This is a genomic window from Micromonospora qiuiae, from assembly GCF_016863555.1.
In the GTDB taxonomy this organism is placed as follows: Bacteria; Actinomycetota; Actinomycetes; order Mycobacteriales; family Micromonosporaceae; genus Micromonospora; species Micromonospora qiuiae.
In genome coordinates this window covers 1-19,280 of sequence record NZ_BOPC01000010.1, presented here as the reverse complement: position 1 = coordinate 19,280, position 19,280 = coordinate 1, and the positions used below count along the sequence as shown (strand labels likewise).

At 70.0% G+C, this 19,280-nt stretch carries 20 protein-coding genes and 2 pseudogenes; 16 read left to right on the top strand and 6 right to left on the bottom strand.

The features are described 5' to 3' along the window. The first annotated feature begins 51 nt into the window (after nt 1-51). The 10 genes and pseudogenes from Vqi01_RS03440 (at nt 52) to Vqi01_RS03395 (ending at nt 8,134) form a co-directional block, all read left to right on the top strand. On the top strand, nt 52-1,644 hold the full coding sequence (locus Vqi01_RS03440; RefSeq protein ID WP_204032903.1) for an FtsK/SpoIIIE domain-containing protein: 1,593 nt from the start codon (nt 52-54) through the stop codon (nt 1,642-1,644). Next, nucleotides 1,641-1,889: a hypothetical protein gene (locus tag Vqi01_RS03435; protein ID WP_204032901.1), complete on the top strand. Its 249-nt coding sequence runs from the start codon at nt 1,641-1,643 to the stop codon at nt 1,887-1,889. Before Vqi01_RS03440 ends, Vqi01_RS03435 begins: the two co-directional genes overlap by 4 nt. Before the next feature lie 5 nt (nt 1,890-1,894). Further along, nucleotides 1,895-2,086 (top strand): hypothetical protein, encoded by a 192-nt coding sequence (locus Vqi01_RS03430; RefSeq protein ID WP_204032900.1) that lies wholly within the window; start codon nt 1,895-1,897, stop codon nt 2,084-2,086. Next, nucleotides 2,083-2,634, top strand: a complete 552-nt coding sequence (locus Vqi01_RS03425; protein WP_204032896.1) for a DUF2637 domain-containing protein — start codon at nt 2,083-2,085, stop codon at nt 2,632-2,634. Before Vqi01_RS03430 ends, Vqi01_RS03425 begins: the two co-directional genes overlap by 4 nt. Then, nucleotides 2,631-4,378 (top strand): annotated as a pseudogene (locus tag Vqi01_RS03420) (replication initiator). The gene Vqi01_RS03425 and the pseudogene Vqi01_RS03420 overlap by 4 nt, the downstream one beginning before the upstream one ends. Nucleotides 4,379-4,380: 2 nt before the next feature. Further along, complete coding sequence (locus Vqi01_RS03415; RefSeq protein ID WP_131052065.1) at nt 4,381-4,560, top strand: helix-turn-helix transcriptional regulator; 180 nt, start codon at nt 4,381-4,383, stop codon at nt 4,558-4,560. Next, nucleotides 4,560-5,333 (top strand): annotated as a pseudogene (locus tag Vqi01_RS31235) (site-specific integrase); the annotation flags it as partial. The gene Vqi01_RS03415 and the pseudogene Vqi01_RS31235, both read left to right, overlap by 1 nt. After that, on the top strand, nt 5,326-5,760 hold the full coding sequence (locus tag Vqi01_RS31230) for a tyrosine-type recombinase/integrase (protein WP_275408699.1): 435 nt from the start codon (nt 5,326-5,328) through the stop codon (nt 5,758-5,760). The pseudogene Vqi01_RS31235 and the gene Vqi01_RS31230, both read left to right, overlap by 8 nt. A 1,158-nt stretch (nt 5,761-6,918) precedes the next feature. Continuing rightward, nucleotides 6,919-7,743 (top strand): glycosyltransferase family 2 protein, encoded by an 825-nt coding sequence (locus tag Vqi01_RS03400; RefSeq protein WP_239098147.1) that lies wholly within the window; start codon nt 6,919-6,921, stop codon nt 7,741-7,743. Further along, nucleotides 7,733-8,134 carry a hypothetical protein gene (locus Vqi01_RS03395; protein ID WP_204032894.1) on the top strand — a complete coding sequence of 134 codons (402 nt, stop codon included), beginning with the start codon at nt 7,733-7,735 and terminating at the stop codon, nt 8,132-8,134. Before Vqi01_RS03400 ends, Vqi01_RS03395 begins: the two co-directional genes overlap by 11 nt. 26 nt (nt 8,135-8,160) lie before the next feature. On the opposite strand, the gene Vqi01_RS03390 is transcribed toward Vqi01_RS03395, so the two are convergent. Beyond that, nucleotides 8,161-9,312 carry an NsdA family TPR-like regulatory protein gene (locus tag Vqi01_RS03390; protein WP_204032893.1) on the bottom strand — a complete coding sequence of 384 codons (1,152 nt, stop codon included), beginning with the start codon at nt 9,310-9,312 and terminating at the stop codon, nt 8,161-8,163. Nucleotides 9,313-9,562: 250 nt separating this feature from the next. Here Vqi01_RS03390 and Vqi01_RS03385 point away from each other — a divergent pair, with 250 nt between their 5' ends. After that, a complete protein-coding gene (locus Vqi01_RS03385; RefSeq protein ID WP_204032891.1) occupies nt 9,563-9,814 on the top strand; it encodes a flavin reductase in 252 nt (83 codons plus the stop codon). A gap of 110 nt (nt 9,815-9,924) precedes the next feature. Beyond that, entirely contained in the window at nt 9,925-10,482 is a 558-nt protein-coding gene (locus Vqi01_RS03380; protein ID WP_204032889.1) for a DUF421 domain-containing protein, read from the top strand. Nucleotides 10,483-10,535: 53 nt separating this feature from the next. Here Vqi01_RS03380 and Vqi01_RS03375 read toward each other — a convergent pair whose 3' ends face one another. The 5 genes from Vqi01_RS03375 to Vqi01_RS03360 form a co-directional block, all read right to left on the bottom strand. Further along, nucleotides 10,536-11,396, bottom strand: coding sequence for a bile acid:sodium symporter family protein (locus Vqi01_RS03375; RefSeq protein ID WP_204032888.1), 861 nt, complete (start codon nt 11,394-11,396; stop codon nt 10,536-10,538). 19 nt (nt 11,397-11,415) lie between these two features. After that, on the bottom strand, nt 11,416-12,816 hold the full coding sequence (locus Vqi01_RS03370) for a sulfatase family protein (protein WP_204032886.1): 1,401 nt from the start codon (nt 12,814-12,816) through the stop codon (nt 11,416-11,418). An 88-nt stretch (nt 12,817-12,904) separates the two neighbouring features. Further along, the gene (locus Vqi01_RS30520) at nt 12,905-13,381 is read right to left on the bottom strand and encodes a hypothetical protein (RefSeq protein ID WP_239098146.1); all 477 of its coding nucleotides are present in this window, start codon (nt 13,379-13,381) and stop codon (nt 12,905-12,907) included. 14 nt (nt 13,382-13,395) lie between these two features. After that, on the bottom strand, nt 13,396-13,701 hold the full coding sequence (locus Vqi01_RS30515; protein WP_239098145.1) for a hypothetical protein: 306 nt from the start codon (nt 13,699-13,701) through the stop codon (nt 13,396-13,398). A 75-nt stretch (nt 13,702-13,776) separates the two neighbouring features. After that, nucleotides 13,777-15,084 carry a M48 family metallopeptidase gene (locus Vqi01_RS03360; RefSeq protein WP_204032884.1) on the bottom strand — a complete coding sequence of 436 codons (1,308 nt, stop codon included), beginning with the start codon at nt 15,082-15,084 and terminating at the stop codon, nt 13,777-13,779. 239 nt (nt 15,085-15,323) lie between these two features. Between Vqi01_RS03360 and Vqi01_RS03355 the strand changes: the two genes are divergently transcribed. The 4 genes from Vqi01_RS03355 to Vqi01_RS03340 all read left to right on the top strand — a co-directional run. Further along, on the top strand, nt 15,324-15,524 hold the full coding sequence (locus Vqi01_RS03355; protein WP_204032879.1) for a hypothetical protein: 201 nt from the start codon (nt 15,324-15,326) through the stop codon (nt 15,522-15,524). 77 nt (nt 15,525-15,601) lie between these two features. Beyond that, the gene (locus tag Vqi01_RS03350; RefSeq protein WP_204032877.1) at nt 15,602-16,384 is read left to right on the top strand and encodes a histone; all 783 of its coding nucleotides are present in this window, start codon (nt 15,602-15,604) and stop codon (nt 16,382-16,384) included. Between the two features lie 782 nt (nt 16,385-17,166). Next, nucleotides 17,167-17,862: an NADPH-dependent F420 reductase gene (npdG, locus tag Vqi01_RS03345; protein WP_204032875.1), complete on the top strand. Its 696-nt coding sequence runs from the start codon at nt 17,167-17,169 to the stop codon at nt 17,860-17,862. 78 nt (nt 17,863-17,940) lie between these two features. Further along, the coding region (locus tag Vqi01_RS03340) for an HNH endonuclease signature motif containing protein (RefSeq protein WP_204032872.1) at nt 17,941-19,280 on the top strand (1,340 nt) is incomplete at its 3' end.

Genomic DNA, 19,280 nt, shown 5'->3' with positions numbered 1-19,280 from the left:
TCGGTCTTTGCGGGGTGCCTGGTGATCGGGCGGCCTCGCGGTGAAGTGGTGATGACCTCGGCCGGGGATCTGATGGTGATCCGGCCGAAGCGCTTCGAGTTGCCGCTCTGGGCGGTGCTGCTCGGCCTGGTGCTGCGCTGGTCCGGGCGGGCGGTGTGGTGGTGCCTGCGGCATCCGGTGGCCACCGGCTCGGCGCTGCTGGCGCTGTGGCTGTACGTCGAGTTCGGCTGGTCCGGGCTGGTGGTGCCGCTGGTGCTCGGATCGGCGGCCTCGGCGGTGTGGCGTTGGCGGGATGAGTCGTCCTGGTGGACCTGGTTAGCCGGTCCGCTGCTCGGCTCGTTCCGGCGGGTGTTCGTCTACCGGCGGGTGTGGCGGGAGGCCATGACGCTGTGCCGGCTCGCCGACACGTACGACCATCGGCCGGTCCTGCCGCAACTGCTGCGGGTGCGTTCGGATCAGGCGCTCGATGTGCTGACTGTCCGCATGGTCCGGGGCCAGACACCGGAACAGTTCCAGGCGGTCAGCGCCAACCTTGCATACGCCTTCGGCCGGCGATACGTCCGGGTCTACTCGGAACGCCCCGGCGACCCGCCGACCCGCACCGGACACGCGGCGTGGCTGCTGCGGCTGGTCGACCGGGTGCGGTACCGAGATCGGCCGACGCTGGTCTACCTGGCGGTGGTGCGTACCGATGCGCTGCGCACGATGGTGAAGCCGTTCGACGTGCCGGCGGTGCCGGACTTCACCGCGCTGCCCCTGGCCCGGCGAGAAGACCTGCGTACCTGGTCGCTGCACCTCCTCGCCACGCATGTTCTCGTCGGTGGGGCGACCCGCTCCGGCAAGGGGTCGGTGTTGTGGTCGCTGGTGCGGGTGCTCGGCGGCGGGATCGCCTCCGGCCTCGTCCGGCTCTGGGTGATCGACCCCAAGGGCGGGATGGAATTCGCGCTCGGCCGTCCGATGTTCGCCCGCTTCGCCTGCAAGTCGTTCGAGGCCATGGCCGATCTCCTTGACGAGGCCGTCACCGTGCTGCGGGAACGGCAGACCCGGCTTGCCGGCACGGTACGGGTGCACACGCCGACCGAGGCTGACCCCCTGGTCGTGGTCGTCGTCGACGAGATGGCCGCACTGACCGCCTACCTGCAAGATGTCGAGCTGCGCAAGCGCATCGCGTCGTCGCTGGGCCTGCTGCTGTCCCAAGGGGCCGGCGTCGGCGTCCTCGTGGTGGCCGCGTTGCAGGACCCGCGCAAGGACGTGCTGCCGTTCCGGGACCTGTTCCCGACCCGCATCGCGCTCGGCCTCACCGAGGCGTCACAGGTCGACATGGTCCTCGGCGACGGCGCCCGCAACCGGGGCGCACTGGCTGACCAAATGCCCCGGTGGGCCAAGGGCGTCGGGTACGTGATCCTCGACGGCACTCCCGATCCGATGCGGGTCCGCTTTTCGTACGTCTCCGACGACGACATCCGCGACATGGCGCGGCAGTACCCGGCGCCGGTCGACGCGGCGGACATCCTCGCCCAGGTCGGCCGGGAAACCGCCACCGAACCGGCCCGGCCACCGCTGCCGCGCAAACCGTCCGGCCCGCTGCTGCCCGAATCGCTGCGCAACCTCCTCGACCGCGACACCGGCGGTGACGGCCGATGACCGCGACCGGTCGCCGTTTCTACCGGCTGCGTACCCCCGACCCGGTCACCGCCGTGTCCGTCCGCGTCGACCCGGATCGGCCCGACCCGTACCCGGTCTATCTCGCGGTCGGCGCGGGCCGGCGACGCATGTCCCTGACCCCCGACGAGGCGTGGGCGCTGTGGCGCTGCCTCTCCGAAGCGGTCGCCTCCCTCGGCGCCCCTCCCGACTACATCCGCACCGACATTCGACCGGCCCGGAGGTAACCGCCGTGAACCCCCTCACCCGCATCGTCAACCGGCTCCGGCGTCCGCTGCGCATCCGGCTCGTCGGCCCCTCCCACCAGACCGCCGCCGCACTGCACGGCCTGGCGCACATGGTCAACCGCCGCGACGACATGAACGGCCGGCGCATCCGCATCGACCTGACCATCCGCGAGAAGCCGTTGGAGGAGTGGCGATGAACGCGCGCACGGAATCCGCGGTACGCCTGGTGATCCTGCTCGCCATCGGCACCATGGCCGGCGCTGCCGCCTTCACTCACGTTCACGACCTGTCCGTTGCCCACGGTCAGCCGCACTGGATCGGCTGGGCCAACGCCGTAGCCGTCGAGCTGATGGCGATATACCTCGGCCTGGACCTACGCGCCCGCCGTCGCGCCGGTCGTCCCGTCGGCCTGGTCGCCTTGCTCCTGGTGGCGTTCGCGCTGCTGTCCCTCGCCGCCCAGGTCGCGGAAGCCGAACCGTCGGTATGGGGCTGGACCGTGGCGGCGGTGCCGTCGCTGGCCTTCCTCGCCCTGGTCAAAGTCGTCCTCTCGAACGCCCCGATCACCCCGCCGGCCGTCAAGCCGCAGCAACCGGCCGCGTCCCGGACAGAGGAACCCGCCCCGGCCACCGATGTCGAACCGGTCCGCCCGGCCGCGCCCGCTCCGCCGGCTGTCCCGGCTGCGTTGACCGTGCTGCCTCCACGTGTCCAGCCCAACCGGCCGCACGTCGTCGGGATCATCCGATGACCGCTGCCACCCTGCCCGGCCTCGAACCCGCCCCGACCCCGGCTGCACCACCTCGGCCGGGGTCGCGGGCGGCCCGCATGGCCCTACCCCGCTCGGTCGACGTGCTCAAGGAAATCGCCGCCGAATACGGCGTCTGCGTCCGCCCTCTCGCGATGCGTCGCACCGACCTGAACACCGGCCTGACCGAGGTCATCGACCTGCCCTGCGGCGCCACCCGCGAAGACAAGTGCGCGCCCTGCGCGAAGAAAAACCGCCGGCTGCGGCAGGCCCAGATCCGGGAAGGCTGGCACCGCGACGACGAGCCGCTACCGCCACCGGACCCGGCGACCGAGGAACAGAAGGCGCTGATCCTGCTACGCGGGCACCTGGAGTTCTCCCGTGACGAGGCATCCCGGGCAAGCCAGTGGGACCAGGTCGAAGACCTCGACGAGGCAATCCGCGAAGTGGAAGAGGCAATCGCGGCCGAAGGGCTCCGGGGCCGGATCGCTCCGCCGCGCTCGACCGGCGATGACGACCAGGCCGACGACGACACCGGCCGGCGCCGCAAGCGTTCCACCCGCCGTCGCCAGGATGCCCCCGACCTGCCTCGGCGCAAGGTCGAGCGCCGCACCGTCGGCAAGACCTACACCGCCCCGGACGGCACCACCTACCGGCCGTCGATGTGGCTCACGCTCACCCTCGACTCCTACGGCCCGGTTCGCCCCGACGGCACTCCGCTCAACCCCGACCGGTACGACTACCGCCGCGCCGCTTGGGACGCCGTGCACTTCCCTCGGTTGTTGGACCGCTTCTGGCAGAACCTGCGCCGCTGTGAGGGCTGGAATGTCCAGTACGCCGGTTGCGTCGAGCCGCAACGCCGTCTCGCTCCACACGCGCACTTCGCCATCCGGGGCACCATTCCTCGCGACGTGTTGCGCACCGTGGCGGCGGCCACCTATCACCAGGTGTGGTGGCCGGCGGTGGATGTGCAGCGGTACACCCTCGACCGGCTACCCGTTTGGGACGAACAGACCTCGGCATGGGTCGACCCGACACCCGCGCGCCGCTGACCACCTGGACGGAAGCCCTCGACGCCATCGACGACGACCCGGACGCCGAACCGGTGCACGTCGTGCGCTTCGGCTCCCAAGTCGACGCACGGGGCGTCATGCCCGGCACCGAAGACGCCGAACGGACGATCCGCTACATCACGAAATACATCACCAAACACACCGGCGACGCCCACAAGATCACCACCGACCGGCAACGGGCGCACCTCGACCGGCTCTGGCAGGCACTCCAGATCACCCCGTGCACCGACCGTTGCGCGAACTGGCTGCTCTACGGCATCCAACCGAAGCGGGCACACGCAAAGCTCAAGCCGGGCCGCTGCAAGGGCAAAGTGCACCAACGGGACACCCTCGGCATCGGCGGCCGGCGCATCCTCATCTCCCGCGACTGGTCCGGCAAGACGCTGAGCGACCACAAGCACGACGTACGGGCCTGGGTACGGGCGCTGCTCGGCGTCAGCGTCGGCCTGGATGGCGTCGACGACCAGGGCGCCACCGTCGAACCGGTCCGGCACGCCTGGGAACTCGCCCGTCCCGACGATCCCGACGTGGGACCCATGTCCCATCGGCTGCTACGGGCGATCGGGGAACGTGCCCGCTGGCGCCGCGAACTCCTCGCCGCCAAGGACCGCGCCGCCCAGCTCCGCGACACCGCACCGACAGGAACGGACGGCACGACGGGGGAGGGGCTGTGACGGTGGCGAACGATGGGCTCTGGACGATTCGGGACGTGGCGGCGTACCTGCGGGTACCAACCGAAACGCTGTACCGCTGGCGCAAGGTCAAGTACGGTCCGCCGGCGGCCCGGGTCGGCCGACACCTGCGGTACGAGCCAGAAGCGGTCCGGTCCTGGGTACGTGAGCAGGCGGCGGCCTGATGGGACACGTAGAGGATCGCTGGTACAAGACGCTGCGCCACCCCGGTGGGCAGCGGGAGCGGGTCAAGACGGAACTGTTCGGCAAGGGCCTGCGCTACCGAGTGCGGTACATCGGCCCGGACGGCAAGGAGCGCAAGAAGTCGTTCCCGGACCGGGCCAAGCGTGAGGCTGAGGCATTCCTCGTCTCGACCGAGTCGGACAAGCTACGCGGCTCGTACGTCGACCCGGTCGCCGGTCGAATGACCTTCGCGGAGTACGCGGAGACCTGGCTACGGACGCGTTCGTTCGATGAGTCGACCCGGGAGAGCACGGAGTTCCGGGTACGCAAGCATTTGCTGCCGTTCTTCGGTACCAAGAAGCTGGCCGAAATTAAGCCGGGCCATATCCGGGAGTGGGACGCGAGCATGGTCGGCAAGCTGGCTCCGGCGACTCGGGCCGTTGTCTTCGCTCACCTGCGGACCATCCTCGGCGCGGCGGTCGATGACGAGCGGATTGCCAAGAATCCGTGTTCGGCAAAGTCGGTCAAGCCACCGCGACCGGTGCAACGCCGGGTGGTGCCGTGGCGGTATGAACAAGTTTCGGCAATCCGCGGTGGCCTCGCCCAGCGATACCGCCCCATGGTCGACCTCGGGGCCGGCTGCGGTCTGCGGCAGGGGGAGATCCTTGGCCTCGGGGTCGACGACATCGACCTTGACGCGGGGTGGGTGCACGTCTGCCGTCAGGTCAAGCTTGTCCGCTCCCGGCTCGTCTTCGGGTTGCCCAAGAATGACCGGGACCGCCGGATACCGTTGCCCGACTCCGTCGCCCAGGTGCTGCGGCAGCACATCGACGACTTCGCCCCGGTGTCGCTCACCCTGCCGTGGGAGGACCCGGCCACCGACGAGCGGGTCACTCCCGCTGCTGTTCACCACCACCCGACGTGGTGCGATCAACCGGCGCACCTTCGACAACAAGAGTTGGCGTCCCGCTGTCGTGGCGGCCGGCATCACGCCGACCCGCGCCACCGGGATGCACGCGCTACGCCACTTCTACGCCTCGTCGCTGCTCGACGCGGGGGAGAGCATCAAGGCCCTGGCGTCGTACCTCGGCCACGCCGACCCCGGCTTCACCCTCCGCGTCTACACGCACCTGATGCCGGCCAGCGAGGAACGCACCCGCAACGCGATCGACAACCTGTTCAGCCCCGACGAAAAGCCCTGACGCCCTGGCGACGCCCTGAGCGGGTGCATGACGAACAGAACGCCTGCTCAGGGCGCGTCTCGCGTTCATAATCCGGCGTACAGGTCGACTCGTCCGTCGCCCACCAGCTCAAGCTTGCCTTGGGCCGGGTGGGCTGCGCCGTCCTGGGGACCTTTTCGGATCGGCGCTGGGTGGTTCCAGAGTGGGGCCGGCGACTGTGTGAAGGGCTGAGCTGTCCTGGATGTGGAGCGGGTGCCGCGATTCGGTGACTCGTTGGTAAGCCAGTCCCGGGCTTGGACTGGCGCGGCAGCTGAAACCCTGACCACACGACCAGGCCGACCGCCGGTCTTACCTTGGACGCGGTCGTCGCCACACGGCTGTTACCGCCCCGGTCTGGCGAACTCCCGCTACTCCTGAAGCTGAAGCCTTTGCCTTCTTGCTTTGAAGTGCGTTCAACTCGTCTTGTAGATCTCGAAGCCAGGTCTTCGTATCCTGGAAGTCATACTTCTCTAGGCCAAGCAGATCGAGGTCATGGCGCAGGGATTGGAGAGATAGGTTGCGAAACGCATACAGCTCCTCTGGCCTCCGGCCTTGGGCATGCCATTTGTTGCACAGGATTCGTAGGCCCAATATGGCTCCTCTGGTGGTAGAACTGGCACACATTCCACCCGCAGAATAGATCCATTTGTTCAGATTTGTGGCGACACTCAAGGCTCCATTTGCCGTAATCGGCTCGGCTGCGCCGTGGGAAAGTGGGGCCATCGCATCGAATGCGGCTGGATAACAGTCCAAGCGCAGCTTATACAACTCAAGGCTCCACGCCATCTTTGTCTCGAAGAGCCACTTGCTCTTTTCCCGCCGAAACTGGAGCCACGCTAACAAGCTGCTGACAATTCCTATTGTTAGCGCAACCACGCCAGAGATCGCGGCGGCGGTGACAGAGACCTGCATGACTCGACAAGAGCCCATAACATGCTGCCCCGTCAACTTGTATGTCAGGTTCCCGCCGCAATGACCGCTCATTGTGCTCGACCCGAGTAAGGAACGGCAGACCAACGCGATGAGCAACCAGCCGGGCACCGCTTCGCGTAACAGGCGCCATGCCCGAAACCGAGCCGCGTGACGAGCGCCGACGTGGTGATGCCGGGGCGAGTCTGTCTCCTCCCACAAACTGCAACGGTGAAGGACGCGACGCACCTCGTCTCGGTCATCACTCCGGTTCACGCGCCGAGAGGCGAGTACCTGGCCGGGGCGTATGACTCGTTGGTCAAGCAGGAACTGCCCGACGGTTGGGGCTGGCAGTGGCTTGTCCAGGAGGACGGGCAGACCGGCGTGTTGACCGGGGTGCTGCCGGACGACTCTCGCATCAGCATCGGCGGTGGTCGTCCCGGCGGGCCGGGTGTGGCTCGTACTCTCGCTCTGTCCCGCGTGGCCGGCGACCTGGTCAAGGTGCTCGACGCGGACGACCAACTCACGGCTGGCGCCCTCGCTCGGGACATCGCCGCCTTCGACGCTCACCCGCAGATCGGATGGACGACGTCCCGTGTGCTGGACCTGTTGCCCGACGGGTCAACGGTGGGATGGGACAGGGACCCGGACGGCGGACTGATCGGCCGTGGTGCCGTGCTGGCCTTCTGGCAGGCCAACGGCTACCGCGCCCAGGTCCACCCCGCCACCCTCTGCATCCGCCGGGACCTGCTCCTGGCCCTCGGTGGCTGGATGGCCCTGCCGGCTTCCGAGGACACCGGGCTGCTTCTGGCCGCCAGCGCGGTCAGCGAGGGCTACTTCACCCGCGAACACGGCCTGCTCTACCGCAAATGGCCCGGCCAGGTCACCAGCCAAGCAGCCCACCGCGAACCCGTCGAGTACGAAGGCCGCATGAAGATCATCGAGGCCAGAGCCCTGGCTCTGGCCTCGATGCTTCCGAACGGGTTGCCGCTCGCCGTCCGCCCCTGGTGGTCGACGATTGCTGCTGGCTCCTACCCTTCGGACCATGTCCGATGATCCGCTCAGTTCGCGCCCGCCACTCGGACGAGCGTCACGGACGTTGATCGTCGCGCTGCTGGTGTTCGGGGTGGTGGTGCCGTCCATCATCATCCGTGAGCTGATCGAGGGCAGGATGGGAGCTGGCCCGCTCGCGGATTTAGGCTGGATCGTGGTTCCGATGGTGGCCACGGCCTGGCTTGCGCCGCACGTTTCCTACCGCCGTCGCGACGCACTGTGGTGGTTCATTGGCCCTTTCGGCCTCTACCTCTACCTGGTGATCGCGTGGCGGCTGGCCTTTCTGCCCTACCGTGACTGGCCGCCCCGACCCGATGAGACACCACGGGTTCGCTGGCTGCGAGACCGTGAACAGGCCGGGTTGTGGTTCCTGTCCCGGGTGATGACGAAGTAGGGCCGGCCGAGTCCGTCGCCCGGCACCTACCTTGCCTGGGCTGTGGTGAGCGCGCGCACCTCGTCCAGGTATGACGTGGCCGCTGGCTCCTTCGGGTAGCGCTCGCGTAGCAGCGTTGCCAGTTCCCGGGAACACATCAGCATCGACGGCAGCGACTTGCGCTCCCCGTGCAGCGCCCGCCGGCCATGGGTGACCGCAGCTTCGAGGTCGCCCGCTCGGGCCGCCACGACGCCGAGGGTGAGTCGTGCTTCGGCGATCCGCATCGGCTTGCGTTCGGTCCCGTCGGGGGCGGTCGACGAGCGGATGACCTGTCCGGCGTACATCTTGGCGAGCCGGTCCTCGCCGGCGAGCCGGTAGCAGTCCATGGCGTAGAAGTCGAACTTCGCCGGATCCACTACGAAGTGATGGTCGGTGTTTTCCGGGTACGGTAACGATTCCAGCAGGGTCCGGCCCCGGTCCAGAGTTTTCTCCACCTGCCGCCGGTCGCCGAGCCGGGCCCACGCCTTGGCCTTCTGTCCGGCGAGTTGCACGGCGGCGCTGCTGCCGGTCGTGATCGCTTCGCCGGCCTCCGCCGCCGCGACCACGCCCAGGTAGTCGCCCTGGGTGAGCGCGTACCAGGCGCGCAGCTCGTAGGCCCAGCCCGTGACGGCGGCGTCACCCGCCTCTTCGCCGAGGGTCAGCGCCGCCTTGCGGGTGCCCTCGGCGATGCGGCGTAGCCCAAGGTCGTACTCGACGCAGCCGATGAGCAACGCGACCCAGCCCGCGAGGCTCAGCACTTCTCGATGTTGGGCGAGCGTGAGCCGGCGCTCCAGCAGCGTGGTGATACGACGCAGCCAGGAACGGCCCTCGATCCGGAGTTGTTCGGCAGACATGTACGGGTATTCGCAGCAGAGACGGTCTGCCGTGATTCGAAGCGCTTGCAGGGTGGCGTCGGAGACATCAGAACTTCTCAGCCGGGCGAGGATCTCCACGGTTTCCATCCCCGTGGCGGCGATGACTTCCGCCTCGGCGTCGCGCGGTGCCGCCGGTGGAAAGAAGGCCGCCGTCACGGTGCCGAAGGTCTTGGCGATCAACGCTTTGTAAAAGCCGTCAGGCTTGGAACTGCCGGCTTCCCACCTTTTCCAGTTCCGCAGCAGCGTGCTGTCGGCGGGCAGTCGCTCAGCGGCGTGCGCCCGCATCGCCTGGACAGCCTTGCCCTGAGACCAGCCTCGAGCAGAGCGCTCGGCCCTGAGCCTTCGTGCCCAGACGGGTAGATCGAAATCGCTGGCCTCCTCAGCCATGTCATCAGTATCGGTCCTTGGCTGGGGACATGGCGAGGGGACTTCGGCCTGTCACCAGGGTGACACCTGGTGCGGGCAGGCGGCCCGAGGCGATCGTTGCGGATGTCGGCCGAGACCGGAAGCCCGCCGGCCTGTCCAGGAGGTACGCATGCGTCAACGTCACGCGCCGCTGCGCCCGATCTGGATCTGTACCGGCTGCGCCCACCCGTGGCCCTGCGGCCCGGCTCGGGTGGAACTGCTCGCCGATTACGCCGGCCAGCGTCGGAACTTGGCCGTCGACCTGGCCGGCCTGCTTCGGGAGGCGACGGCCGACCTGACCCGAATCTGCCCCGAGCCTCCCGACCCAGTGGCCGCGTACGCCAGGTTCCTGGGATGGCTGCGTCGCGTGCCGCGCGTTTGATCGAGCACAGCCCTGGTGTCCGCTTCACCCGGCCTGGTCGCCTTATTATCATACAATCTGTTTGTCTATTTTTAGCGTTGTGAGTGGACTTCAAGTGGGCGAGGGGATGCATGGACCTGCTGAAGTCGCTGCTCGGCGTCGGCGCGGAGGAACTCAACCTCGGCCAGATGGCACTTCGCGCGGTGTTGACCTTCGTGGTGGCGGTGGCGATCGTCCGGCTGGGGCACAAACGCCTGTTCGGCAAGGCGACGGCGTTCGACCTGGTTGTGGCGATCATGTTCGGCTCGGTCATGAGCCGCGCCATCACCAACACCCTGGGGCTGGTCGCGGTCTGGTTCGCCGGCTTCGTGCTCATCATGCTGCACCGGCTGGTAGCGGCGCTGTCCTATCACTTCGACTGGTTCGGTCCCATCGTCAAGGACCGGCCGGTCCTGCTGGTGGCGGACGGGCATGCCGACCGCGCCGCGATGCGGAAGAGCCACGTCTCGTGGCGGGACCTCGACGAGGCTCTTCGTGGCGCGGGAATCGAAGCGGATCTGTCGCGCGTACGCCTCGCCCATCTCGAGCGTGATGGCAGCATCAGCGTGGTCACCCGCAGCGAGGGGCCTCGAATTCTGGAGGTCGCTGTGGCCGAGAATGTGCAGACCGTACGAATCGCGGTGGAGTAGCAGCGGACGGCTCCCGTTCAGAGAGCATCGACAGGACTGCCCGGACCGCCACCTCAACCGGTTTGCGCCGCGGGGTTGGGCTTCCGTCGGCGCAGTAGGGCCGCGACGGGAAAGAGCAGTGCGAAGCCCACCAGCGAGGTCACGATCACCATCACCACTGCGGCGTTGTCCACGAAGCCCTGCGTCGCCATCACGGTCGCCGCCGCGATGTTCCGCTGCGAGGTGGCGAGCCCCAGTACCTCGCGGGCGTTGCGGTCTCTTCCGCCGAGCAGATAGCCGATCACGAACGCGCCTGCGACCACCAGGGCGGCCGGCACGATCGCCCACTCCACGAACAGGGCGACGATCGTCCGGAGGTTCGCCAGTGCGGTGGCCAGGACGATCACCACCAGAGCGAGGGTCGAGGCGCGGCGAGCGACCGGCCCCCACCGCCGGGCCGGGGCCGGCCAGCGGGAGCTGACCAGCAGACCGGCGGCGAGAGGAAGAAGCATGGTCAGGAACAGCGGTACGGCGAGGGCACCGGCGGAGACGTCCGCTTCGGGAAGCACCCGGGGCACGGCGATCGGCGCGTACACGACGGTGACGGGCAGCAGGAGCACCAGCAGGGTGGCGCTGAGAGCGACCTCGGCCTGTGCCACCTCGGCCAGCTTGATCAGGAATGGTGCGCCGGCGGACATCGCGACCAGGATCAGTCCGGCCTGCAGGGGTCGGTCGAGTGGCCAGACCCAGATGATGCCGAGTGCGAGGAGGGGAACCAGTACGAAGTTGGCCAGCAGTGCCCGGGCCAGGGCCCACAGGTTGCGCAGCGGGCCGAGGATCTCCTTGGCGGAGTGGGCGAACCCGACCGAGAGCATCGACGTCACGGCGAACACCAGGACCGCGAGGTCCGCGACGGTGGCGAGGAGACCGCGCATCGTTACCGCACCGCCTTCACTAGTCCGGCTCACTGGTGGCGGGTTTCGCCGTTGACGGTTTCGGTGCGCCCGGATGACTCGGCGGATAGGGCAGCAGCTCGGCCTCGATCCGTGCCCAGGTCGCTTTCATTTCCGCCATCAGTTGGGGATGGTGGTCGGCGATGTTCGCCTGCTCCCGGCCATCGACGGTCACGTCGTACAGAAGATGGAAGGGGCCGTGCCGGCGCGGCCAGTTGCCCAGCACCGACCGGTCGCGGCGGTCGTACAGGTACTTGAACCGGCCGCGACGCAACGCCCCCTGATTCGACGTGCGCCAGAACAGGTCGTGCTCGGGGAAGTCGGCGCCTTCGATCAGCCACGGCAGCAGGTTCACCCCGTCCAGTGGGCTGCCCTCGTCCGGGGCCGTCCCGCCTGCGTCGATCAGTGTCGCGGTCAGGTCCAGGGTGTTGATCGGGTGGTCGGTGACCTGACCGGCGGCCATGGCGGCGGGCCAGCGCAGGATCAGTGGGACCCGGATGCCGCCCTCGGTCAGATCGCCCTTCTCGCCCACCAACGGCCAGTTATCCGACCATCGCTCACCGCCGTTGTCGGAGGTGAAGACGACGATGGTGTGGTCTGTGCGGCCAGCCGCGGACAGCGCGGCGAGCACCTTCCCGATGCTGGCGTCCATCTCCTCGACCAGTTCGGCGTACTTCTCCAGCGAGCCCCCGTCAGGGTGGATCAACGGGGTGGGCACCGGCTCCTGGCTGAACCTGCGCCGGATTTCCGCACCGACCTCCCGGTCGCCCGGCCCCTCCCAGGGCCAGTGCGGCGCGGTGTAGTTGAGCTGCACGTAGAAGGGATTGTCGCGGTCCGCGGCGACGAACTCGGCCGCGCGCTCGGTGATCAGCGACGTGTAGTAGCCAACCTCCTCCACCGGCGTTTCCCCCTCGTACAGATCGGCTTCGCCCACCGTGTCGACGTGTTCGAAGTAGTCGATCGCCCCGTCGAGGTTGCCGAAGAAGGTCTGGAAGCCGCTGCGTAGCGGGCTGTACCAGGGCAGCCACCCGCAGTGCCACTTGCCGAACATCGCCGTCTCGTAACCGGCGCTCAGGAGCAACGACGACAGGGTCGGATGGTCGGCGGGGATCCCGTTGCCCTCGGCATGGGTGGTCAACGGCTCCTCCAGGCCCGCCGGCAACCGGGTCGGATAGCGCCCGGTGTACAACCCGATGCGGGTCGGCGAGCACCACGGCGTGCACGCGTAGCCGTGGCGGAACAGCATCCCCTCTCCGGCCAGCCGATCGAGATTCGGCGTGCGAATCGTCGACGAGCCGTAACAGCCCAGATCCGCCCAGCCCAGATCGTCGGCGAGGATGAACAGGATGTTGGGTCGCCTACCCGGCCGGCCGCCACCTGGTTGTCCTGCCCGCGCCGGCACCCCTCCGGCTGAATCTGTCGTAGCCACGCACCGCCCTACCCGCTCGTCGGGGGGCCTAACCTCGCCGGCTTCGTGGACTGGGGGGACCTCAGACCGGCGGCTGGGCGGTGAGGTCGGCGAGGACCCGGCGCTGGAACGCGCGGGCCTGCGAACCGATCGGCGGGGTGCCGCCGGTACGGGCCGCGATCGACTGCTCGACCAGGTCGATGGCGGCGGCGTCGACCAGGGGTCCGCCGTCAGCCAGCAGCCGCCGGCCGGCGGCCATCTTGGGCAGCCACACCCCGCGGTGCAGGCGTACCCAGGAACGGCAGGCGCCGAGCACGGCATCCTCCGCGCCGGGCGCCGGTACGTCGCCGGGTGGGACCGGCCGATCGAGCCACCAGCGCAGCGCGGCCACGATCAGGCGGCGCAAATCGTCCCGGGCCAGGTCGGCGAAGACGTCGGCGGCGGGCGGGCCGAGCAGAGCCTGCCCGCTCTGATGCAGGATGCTGCGGTCCAGGCCGTACCAGAACAGGCCGTCGGCGGCGGGGCGTTCCTCCGGGCCGTACGAGACCCGGAAGTCCATCCCCGCGCCGGTGTTCAGCTCGACCTCGAACCCCGGCTCGGGGAGCCGGAGGCGGCCACCTCCCGTTGATACACGACCAGCTCCAGACCGCGCGCCGGGCAGGGCAGCGCCTCGTGCCGCAGCCGCGCCACCAGCTCCCGCGCCACCGCCCGGTCCAGCGCGCCGGCGCAGACCAGCGCCACGTCCACGTCGCTGCGTCCGGGCTGGTACGCCGCCAGCCCCACCGAACCCGCCGCGTACGCCCCGCACAGCTTCTCGCCGAGCACCTCACCGGCGGCCGCGACCAGGTCGGTCAGGTACCGCCGCAGCGGCTCACTCATCCCCGAACTCCCCGCTCACCACAACCCATCGCCGGTGACCCTAGCCGGCCACCGGTCGCCGCCGGCACAACCGTCTCAGCGGAGGCTGATCTGGCGACGCACCCGCTCGTACTCCCTGGCCAGCTCGGCGTCGATGCGTTCCGCGCGAGCCTCGGTGAGGACCACCAACGGGTCGTGCCAGTCCCGGCTGGCCAGCATCTGCCGCCGCAGTCCGGTCGGCGGATGTGAGGCGAACAAGGACGCCTCCTCGCGTACGGAGAGTTGCCGGAGCTGCGGCAGCCGATCTGCGGCGGCGGCGAGCGACTCGGCCACTGCGGCCCGCCACCGGTCGGGGCCGTGCCCGGCCAGCGACTCCCGGCGTACGGCGAGCGCCATCGACTCCAGGCGCAGCGTGCTGTCCAGCAGGCGGGCCGTCCCGTCGGAGCCGGCGACCTTCGCGGACATCTCGTCGGCGAGGTACTCGGCGCGTTGGCTCTCCCGCAGGGCCAGGCAGACGAGGACCAGGTGACCGGCGGCGAACAGCCGGGACAGGGTGCCGAGCAGGACCCTCCCCAGTGCGGCGCCGAGCCGCTCCAGGAGGCTGCCAGAGAACAGCATGCCAAGTACCGGCTTGACGCCCGGCCGGACGAGGTGCCCGGTGTCCATCGGGCGGAGCAGGTCGGCGGCGTCGCCCAGCGTCCGGAACGCGGGCTGGGTGAGCACCATCCGCCGCGGGTCGCCGTTGACGAAGTGGCCCAACTCGTGGCCGAGCAACGCCACCCGCTCCTGCGGGCCGAGCGAGCCCCAGTACGGCAGCCCGAGACAGAGCACCCGCCGCTGCCGTAGGCCGATCTGACCCGCGTACGCGTTGAGTTCGCCGTCCACACCGATCACCTGCGGCGCCGGCGCGCCCAGTGCCGTGGCGACCTCGTCGACCAGCGCGAACAGCTCAGGAGCCCGCTGCCGGGACAGTACCTCCAGCTCCGGGTCGAGCCGGCCGAACCGTGGCCGCAACACGTAGGCGACGCCGAGCAGGGCAAGCCCGGGCAGCAGGGTCAGGCTCGGGAACGACCGCACGGCCAACCAGGCGCCGGTGACCGCGAGCGCGGCCACCCCGCTGAGCAGCAGCACGGAGGCCGCGATGGTCAGCGCCCTCGCCGCCCCGGCTCCGGTCGCGCCGATCGGCCGCTTCACCAGCCGGTCGAAGTGCTCCCGCGTCATCCGGTACGCCAGCCGGTGCGCCCGGCGGTCGACCCAGCCCCAACCGAACACCGGCCGGCTCCGGCCGGCGTCGTACGCCTCCAGGTTCCATTCGCACGACGGGCACCAGGCCGTCGCGTCGAGCTGGGAGACGGTCGGTGTGCCGCAGCGCGGGCACTCGGTGGCGGCCGAGATGGTGGTCACGGGCGTCAATTTTGGCGGGCACCTGATGCCGTCCGACAGCGGCCTTTCGGGTGACGAGCCGTCGTCGACGGCGGCCTGGTGGTGATCGGGTCGGCCGCCGCGCCAGCCGACGGAGGCCGCAATCTCCGGATCTCACCGTTTCGCACCTGCCGGGCGACCTGCACGTCTACTGTGGAAGAGCCTGGTGACTTGCGGTGTTCCGGTGGCGGGCGGTCGGTTCCCGGTGCACAGTGAAACGCATGAGCGACAGCGGACGTGGACGCTACTACTGGTGTACGCGACACCACCGGGTCGAGAGCGACGCCGACGTGTGCCCCGCGCGGCACGTTCTCGGGCCGTACGCCTCGGTCGCCGACGCGGAGAACGCCCTGCAACAGGTGCAGGAGCGCAACGAAGCGTGGGAGGCCGAGGACGCCCGTTGGGCCGGGGAGGAGAGATAGACGACGCGGGGATGCTTCCGCGTCGAGAGCGTGTGCTCCCGCGAGGGCGGTGGCACATTCCCAAGGAGGGAATCGAGATGGCCGAAGCACAGCAGGCCACCCCCCGCCCGGCCGCGAAGCGTACGCCCGCGAGGAAGACCGCCGCGACGGAACGCAGCGCAGGCGTCACCCGTACCCCGTCCACCCGCCGGGCCACCGGCACCGCGCCGGCGGCCCGAAGCACGCCTGCTGCCGGCCGGACCTCGCCGGCGAAGCGCACCACGCCCGCGAAAAAGACCGCGCCTGCGAAGTCGGCAGCGGCGAAGAAGTCCGCGCCTGCGAAGAAGACCGCGCCTGCGAAGAAGACCGCGCCTGCGAAGAAGGCGGCGCCTGCGAAGAAGACGCCGACCGCTCGCCCGGCGGCTGCGGCGCGCAAGATCGCTCCCGCCAAGAAGGCCACGGCCGCGACGACGACCGCCCGCAAGACCACTGCTACCAAGGCACCCGCGAAGAGAGCCGCCGCCGCGAAGAAGGCGACGCCGACGCGGCCCTCGGTCGGCGCTCGGAAGACGACGGCGCCGGCCCGCAAGGCCACGACCCGGGCAGGTACCACCGCGAAGAAGACGCCGGCCAAGAAGACGCCGGCCAAGAAGACGGCGGCCAAGAAGACGGCGGCCAAGAAGACGCCGGCCAAGAAGACGGCGGCCAAGAAGACGCCGGCCAAGAGAACAACTGCCGCGAAGACAGCCGCGAGAACGACGGCGGCCAGGAAGGCCACCACCGAGGCGACCGCCCGGAAGAGCGGGCCCGCGGCGAAGGCGCCGGCGCGGAGAACGACCTCGGCGGCGAGCCGGACACCGACCCGCAGGACCGCGGCGTAGCGGACGCCGGTGAACAAGAGACACCGGCAGTGCCCGGTGGCGGCGAGGCGGGTCCTGACCCGTGCGGTGACCAACCGGTGACATCGCGGACCAGGTGCCGCTTGCACCCAGCACCGTCGCACAGGATGCTGCTCGTCGCGGTCTGCCGCATGGGATGCTGCTCGTCGCGGTCTGCCGCACGGGATGCCGCAACTCGCGGCTTCTGCGGGTCCGGATACCCCGACATGCCGCAACTCGTGCCGCTCACCGGACGGGATGCCGCGACATGCCGCAACCTGCGCACACCCGATCGGCCCGGACACCCCGACATGCCGCATCCCGCGCCGCCCACCATTGGCACAGCATGACCAGGCCTGGATTCCCTCGCCGCCACCACCCTGTTGCCGGATTCGAGGCACCGGGCAGCCTTCCCCGCCATCGTCGCGCCCGACTGGGCGAAGCTCTCCCCGGGACCGTGCCGGGCGGCCAGGTAACGGCAGGCCACTCGCGCGGGCCGGCCGTCCGGTGATCTCGCCGGAGTTCACGCCTTGCGGCGCAGGCGGCCAGCGTGCGGAAGACCGCTCCCGGCAGGGAGGCACGGCAACGGTGATTCCGACCGGACGCCCCGGTGCCGCGCGTCGGCTGGCCCGGCGTACGCCCGGCGGTCTATGGCCGGCACGACCGCGGTGGGTACCGGGCGGACGGCGCGTTGCCCGGGTTGACCCCGCGGCCCGAACGGCAGCGGGGTTTGTCACAGCGCGGGTCGCTGCTGCCCGGCGGGTGGATTTGCGAGGATGGCGAGCATGGCATACGACGCGAGCGACCTTCCCGACGTCTCCGGGCTCACGGTCGGCATCATCGGCGGCACCGGCGACCAGGGCCGAGGGCTTGCTTACAGGTTCGCCCGCGCCGGTCAGCGGGTGCTGATCGGTTCCCGCTCGGCGGAGCGGGCCGCCCAGTCGGCCGAGGAGATCGCCGCGCTGCCCGGCGTGCCGGCCGGCGGCGTGACCGGGGCGGACAACGACGAGGTGGCCCGGCGCAGCGATGTGGTGATCGTTGCGGTGCCCTGGGACGGGCACGCCGCCACCGTCGGGGCGCTTGCCGAGCCGCTCGCCGGAAAGATAGTCATCGACTGCGTCAACCCGCTCGGCTTCGACAAGCAGGGCCCGTACGCACTGCCCGTGCCCGAGGGCAGCGCCGTCCAGCAGGCCGCCGCGCTGCTGCCGGACTCCCGGGTCTGCGCGGCGTTCAATCACGTCAGCGCGCCGCTGTTGGCCGACCCCGAGATCGACCGGATCGACCTCGACGTGCTGATCTGCACCGAGGAGCGGGAATTGGTCGGCATCGTCGGCGCGCTCGCCGCGCGTATTCCCGGCATGCGGGGCATCTACGCCGGACGGCTGCGCAATGCCCACCAGATCGAAGCGTTCACCGCCAACCTGATCGCCATCAACCGGCGCTACAAGGCCCACGCCGGCATCCGCGTCACCGACGTCTGACGCCGCTGACGGGCCGCGCTTCGGTGGGCCGTCGGCGAGGAGTGGCAGATTGTCGTACGTATGTTCTAGCGTGGCGGTGTGCTGGAAGAGCTGGAGCGGGCCGAGGCAGCGACGCGGCCGTGCGTCGACGTCGCAGCCTGGGCCATGCCCGAGGGGCACCTCGTCGATGCCCTCGACATGGTGCACCGGCTGGAGCAGCGGCTCGCCGCAGTGAAGTTGGTCCTCGTTCGTGAGCTGGATGGCCGTGCGCTGGCGGCGGCGCAGGGGGCCTCGTCCACCGCGGTCTGGCTCCGCGACCGGCTATGGCTCGGTGTGCCGGCCGCTCGCCGTCTGGTCGAACTCGCCGGTGCGCTGGACGCCGGGCCCGACCAGGTCCGACTCGCCCTCGGCGGTGGCCAACTCGACGAGGAGCAGGCGCGGGTGATCATCGACATTGTGGCGCAGGTGTCGCGGGAGGCAGGCACCGAGGCGGCTGAGCAGGCCGCCGGTCTCCTGGTGGAGTGGGCCGGGCAGTTCGATCCGACGGTGCTGCGTCGCCTTGGCGCGCGCATCCTCGACCACGTGGCCCCACAGGTCGCCGAGGCAGCCGCCGCCAAAGCCCTCGAAGCCGAGGCCGCCCGCGCCGCCCGGGAGCGACAGCTCACTCTCTCCGATCTGCGCGACGGCCGGACCCGACTGGCCGGCAGCCTCGACGCTGAAACCGCCGCGCTGCTGCGGGCCGCCATCGAGCCGCTGACCGCGCCCAGCGGGCCGGACGACTCGCGCTCGCCCGGGCAGCGCCGGCACGACGCGCTCGGTGACGTCTGTCGACTCGCCCTGCGCGCCGATGAGCTGCCCGAGCATGGCGGCGACGCCGCTCAGGTCGTCGTCACCGCCGCGTACGACGTCCTCGCCGGGCGCCTCGGACCGGGCACGTTGGACAGCGGCCAAACCCTGACGCCCGCGGCGGTGCGCCGACTGGCCTGCGACGCGGCGGTGCTGCCGGCCGTGCTCGGCGGCGCGAGCCAGGTGCTCGACGTGGGCCGGCAGCGTCGACTCTTCACCGGACCACTGCGCCGGGCACTGGTGCTTCGCGACGGCGGCTGCGCCTTCCCCGGCTGCGACCGCCCACCCCGCTGGTGCGAGGGCCACCATGTGCGCCACTGGTCCGATGGTGGCCCCACCAGCCTCGCCAATGCAGTGCTGCTCTGCCGCCACCACCACCGCCAGGTGCACCACCACGGCTGGCAGGTCCGCCTCGCCCGCGGCGACGGGCATCCGGAGTTCGTTCCGCCCCGCTGGCTCGATCCCGAGCATCGTCCTCGTCGTAACCACCTGCACCGGGTTCCGGTGACGCCCTCCGGCAGGGGGCCGAGCCTCCCCGATCCCCGCGCACCAGGCCGCATCGGCTCTCCGACTACTGAGCAACGACGAGCCGC

Coding starts and splice junctions, on each gene's coding strand:
- Vqi01_RS03440 (WP_204032903.1), top strand. CDS start 52: ATGACCTCGGCCGGGGATCTGATGGTGATCCGGCCGAAGCGCTTCGAG.
- Vqi01_RS03435 (WP_204032901.1), top strand. CDS start 1,641: ATGACCGCGACCGGTCGCCGTTTCTACCGGCTGCGTACCCCCGACCCG.
- Vqi01_RS03425 (WP_204032896.1), top strand. CDS start 2,083: ATGAACGCGCGCACGGAATCCGCGGTACGCCTGGTGATCCTGCTCGCC.
- Vqi01_RS31230 (WP_275408699.1), top strand. CDS start 5,326: ATGACCGGGACCGCCGGATACCGTTGCCCGACTCCGTCGCCCAGGTGC.
- Vqi01_RS03395 (WP_204032894.1), top strand. CDS start 7,733: ATGTCCGATGATCCGCTCAGTTCGCGCCCGCCACTCGGACGAGCGTCA.
- Vqi01_RS03390 (WP_204032893.1), bottom strand. CDS start 9,312: ATGCGGGCGCACGCCGCTGAGCGACTGCCCGCCGACAGCACGCTGCTG.
- Vqi01_RS03385 (WP_204032891.1), top strand. CDS start 9,563: ATGCGTCAACGTCACGCGCCGCTGCGCCCGATCTGGATCTGTACCGGC.
- Vqi01_RS03380 (WP_204032889.1), top strand. CDS start 9,925: ATGGACCTGCTGAAGTCGCTGCTCGGCGTCGGCGCGGAGGAACTCAAC.
- Vqi01_RS03375 (WP_204032888.1), bottom strand. CDS start 11,396: ATGCGCGGTCTCCTCGCCACCGTCGCGGACCTCGCGGTCCTGGTGTTC.
- Vqi01_RS30520 (WP_239098146.1), bottom strand. CDS start 13,381: ATGGACTTCCGGGTCTCGTACGGCCCGGAGGAACGCCCCGCCGCCGAC.
- Vqi01_RS30515 (WP_239098145.1), bottom strand. CDS start 13,701: ATGAGTGAGCCGCTGCGGCGGTACCTGACCGACCTGGTCGCGGCCGCC.
- Vqi01_RS03355 (WP_204032879.1), top strand. CDS start 15,324: ATGAGCGACAGCGGACGTGGACGCTACTACTGGTGTACGCGACACCAC.
- Vqi01_RS03350 (WP_204032877.1), top strand. CDS start 15,602: ATGGCCGAAGCACAGCAGGCCACCCCCCGCCCGGCCGCGAAGCGTACG.
- npdG (WP_204032875.1), top strand. CDS start 17,167: ATGGCATACGACGCGAGCGACCTTCCCGACGTCTCCGGGCTCACGGTC.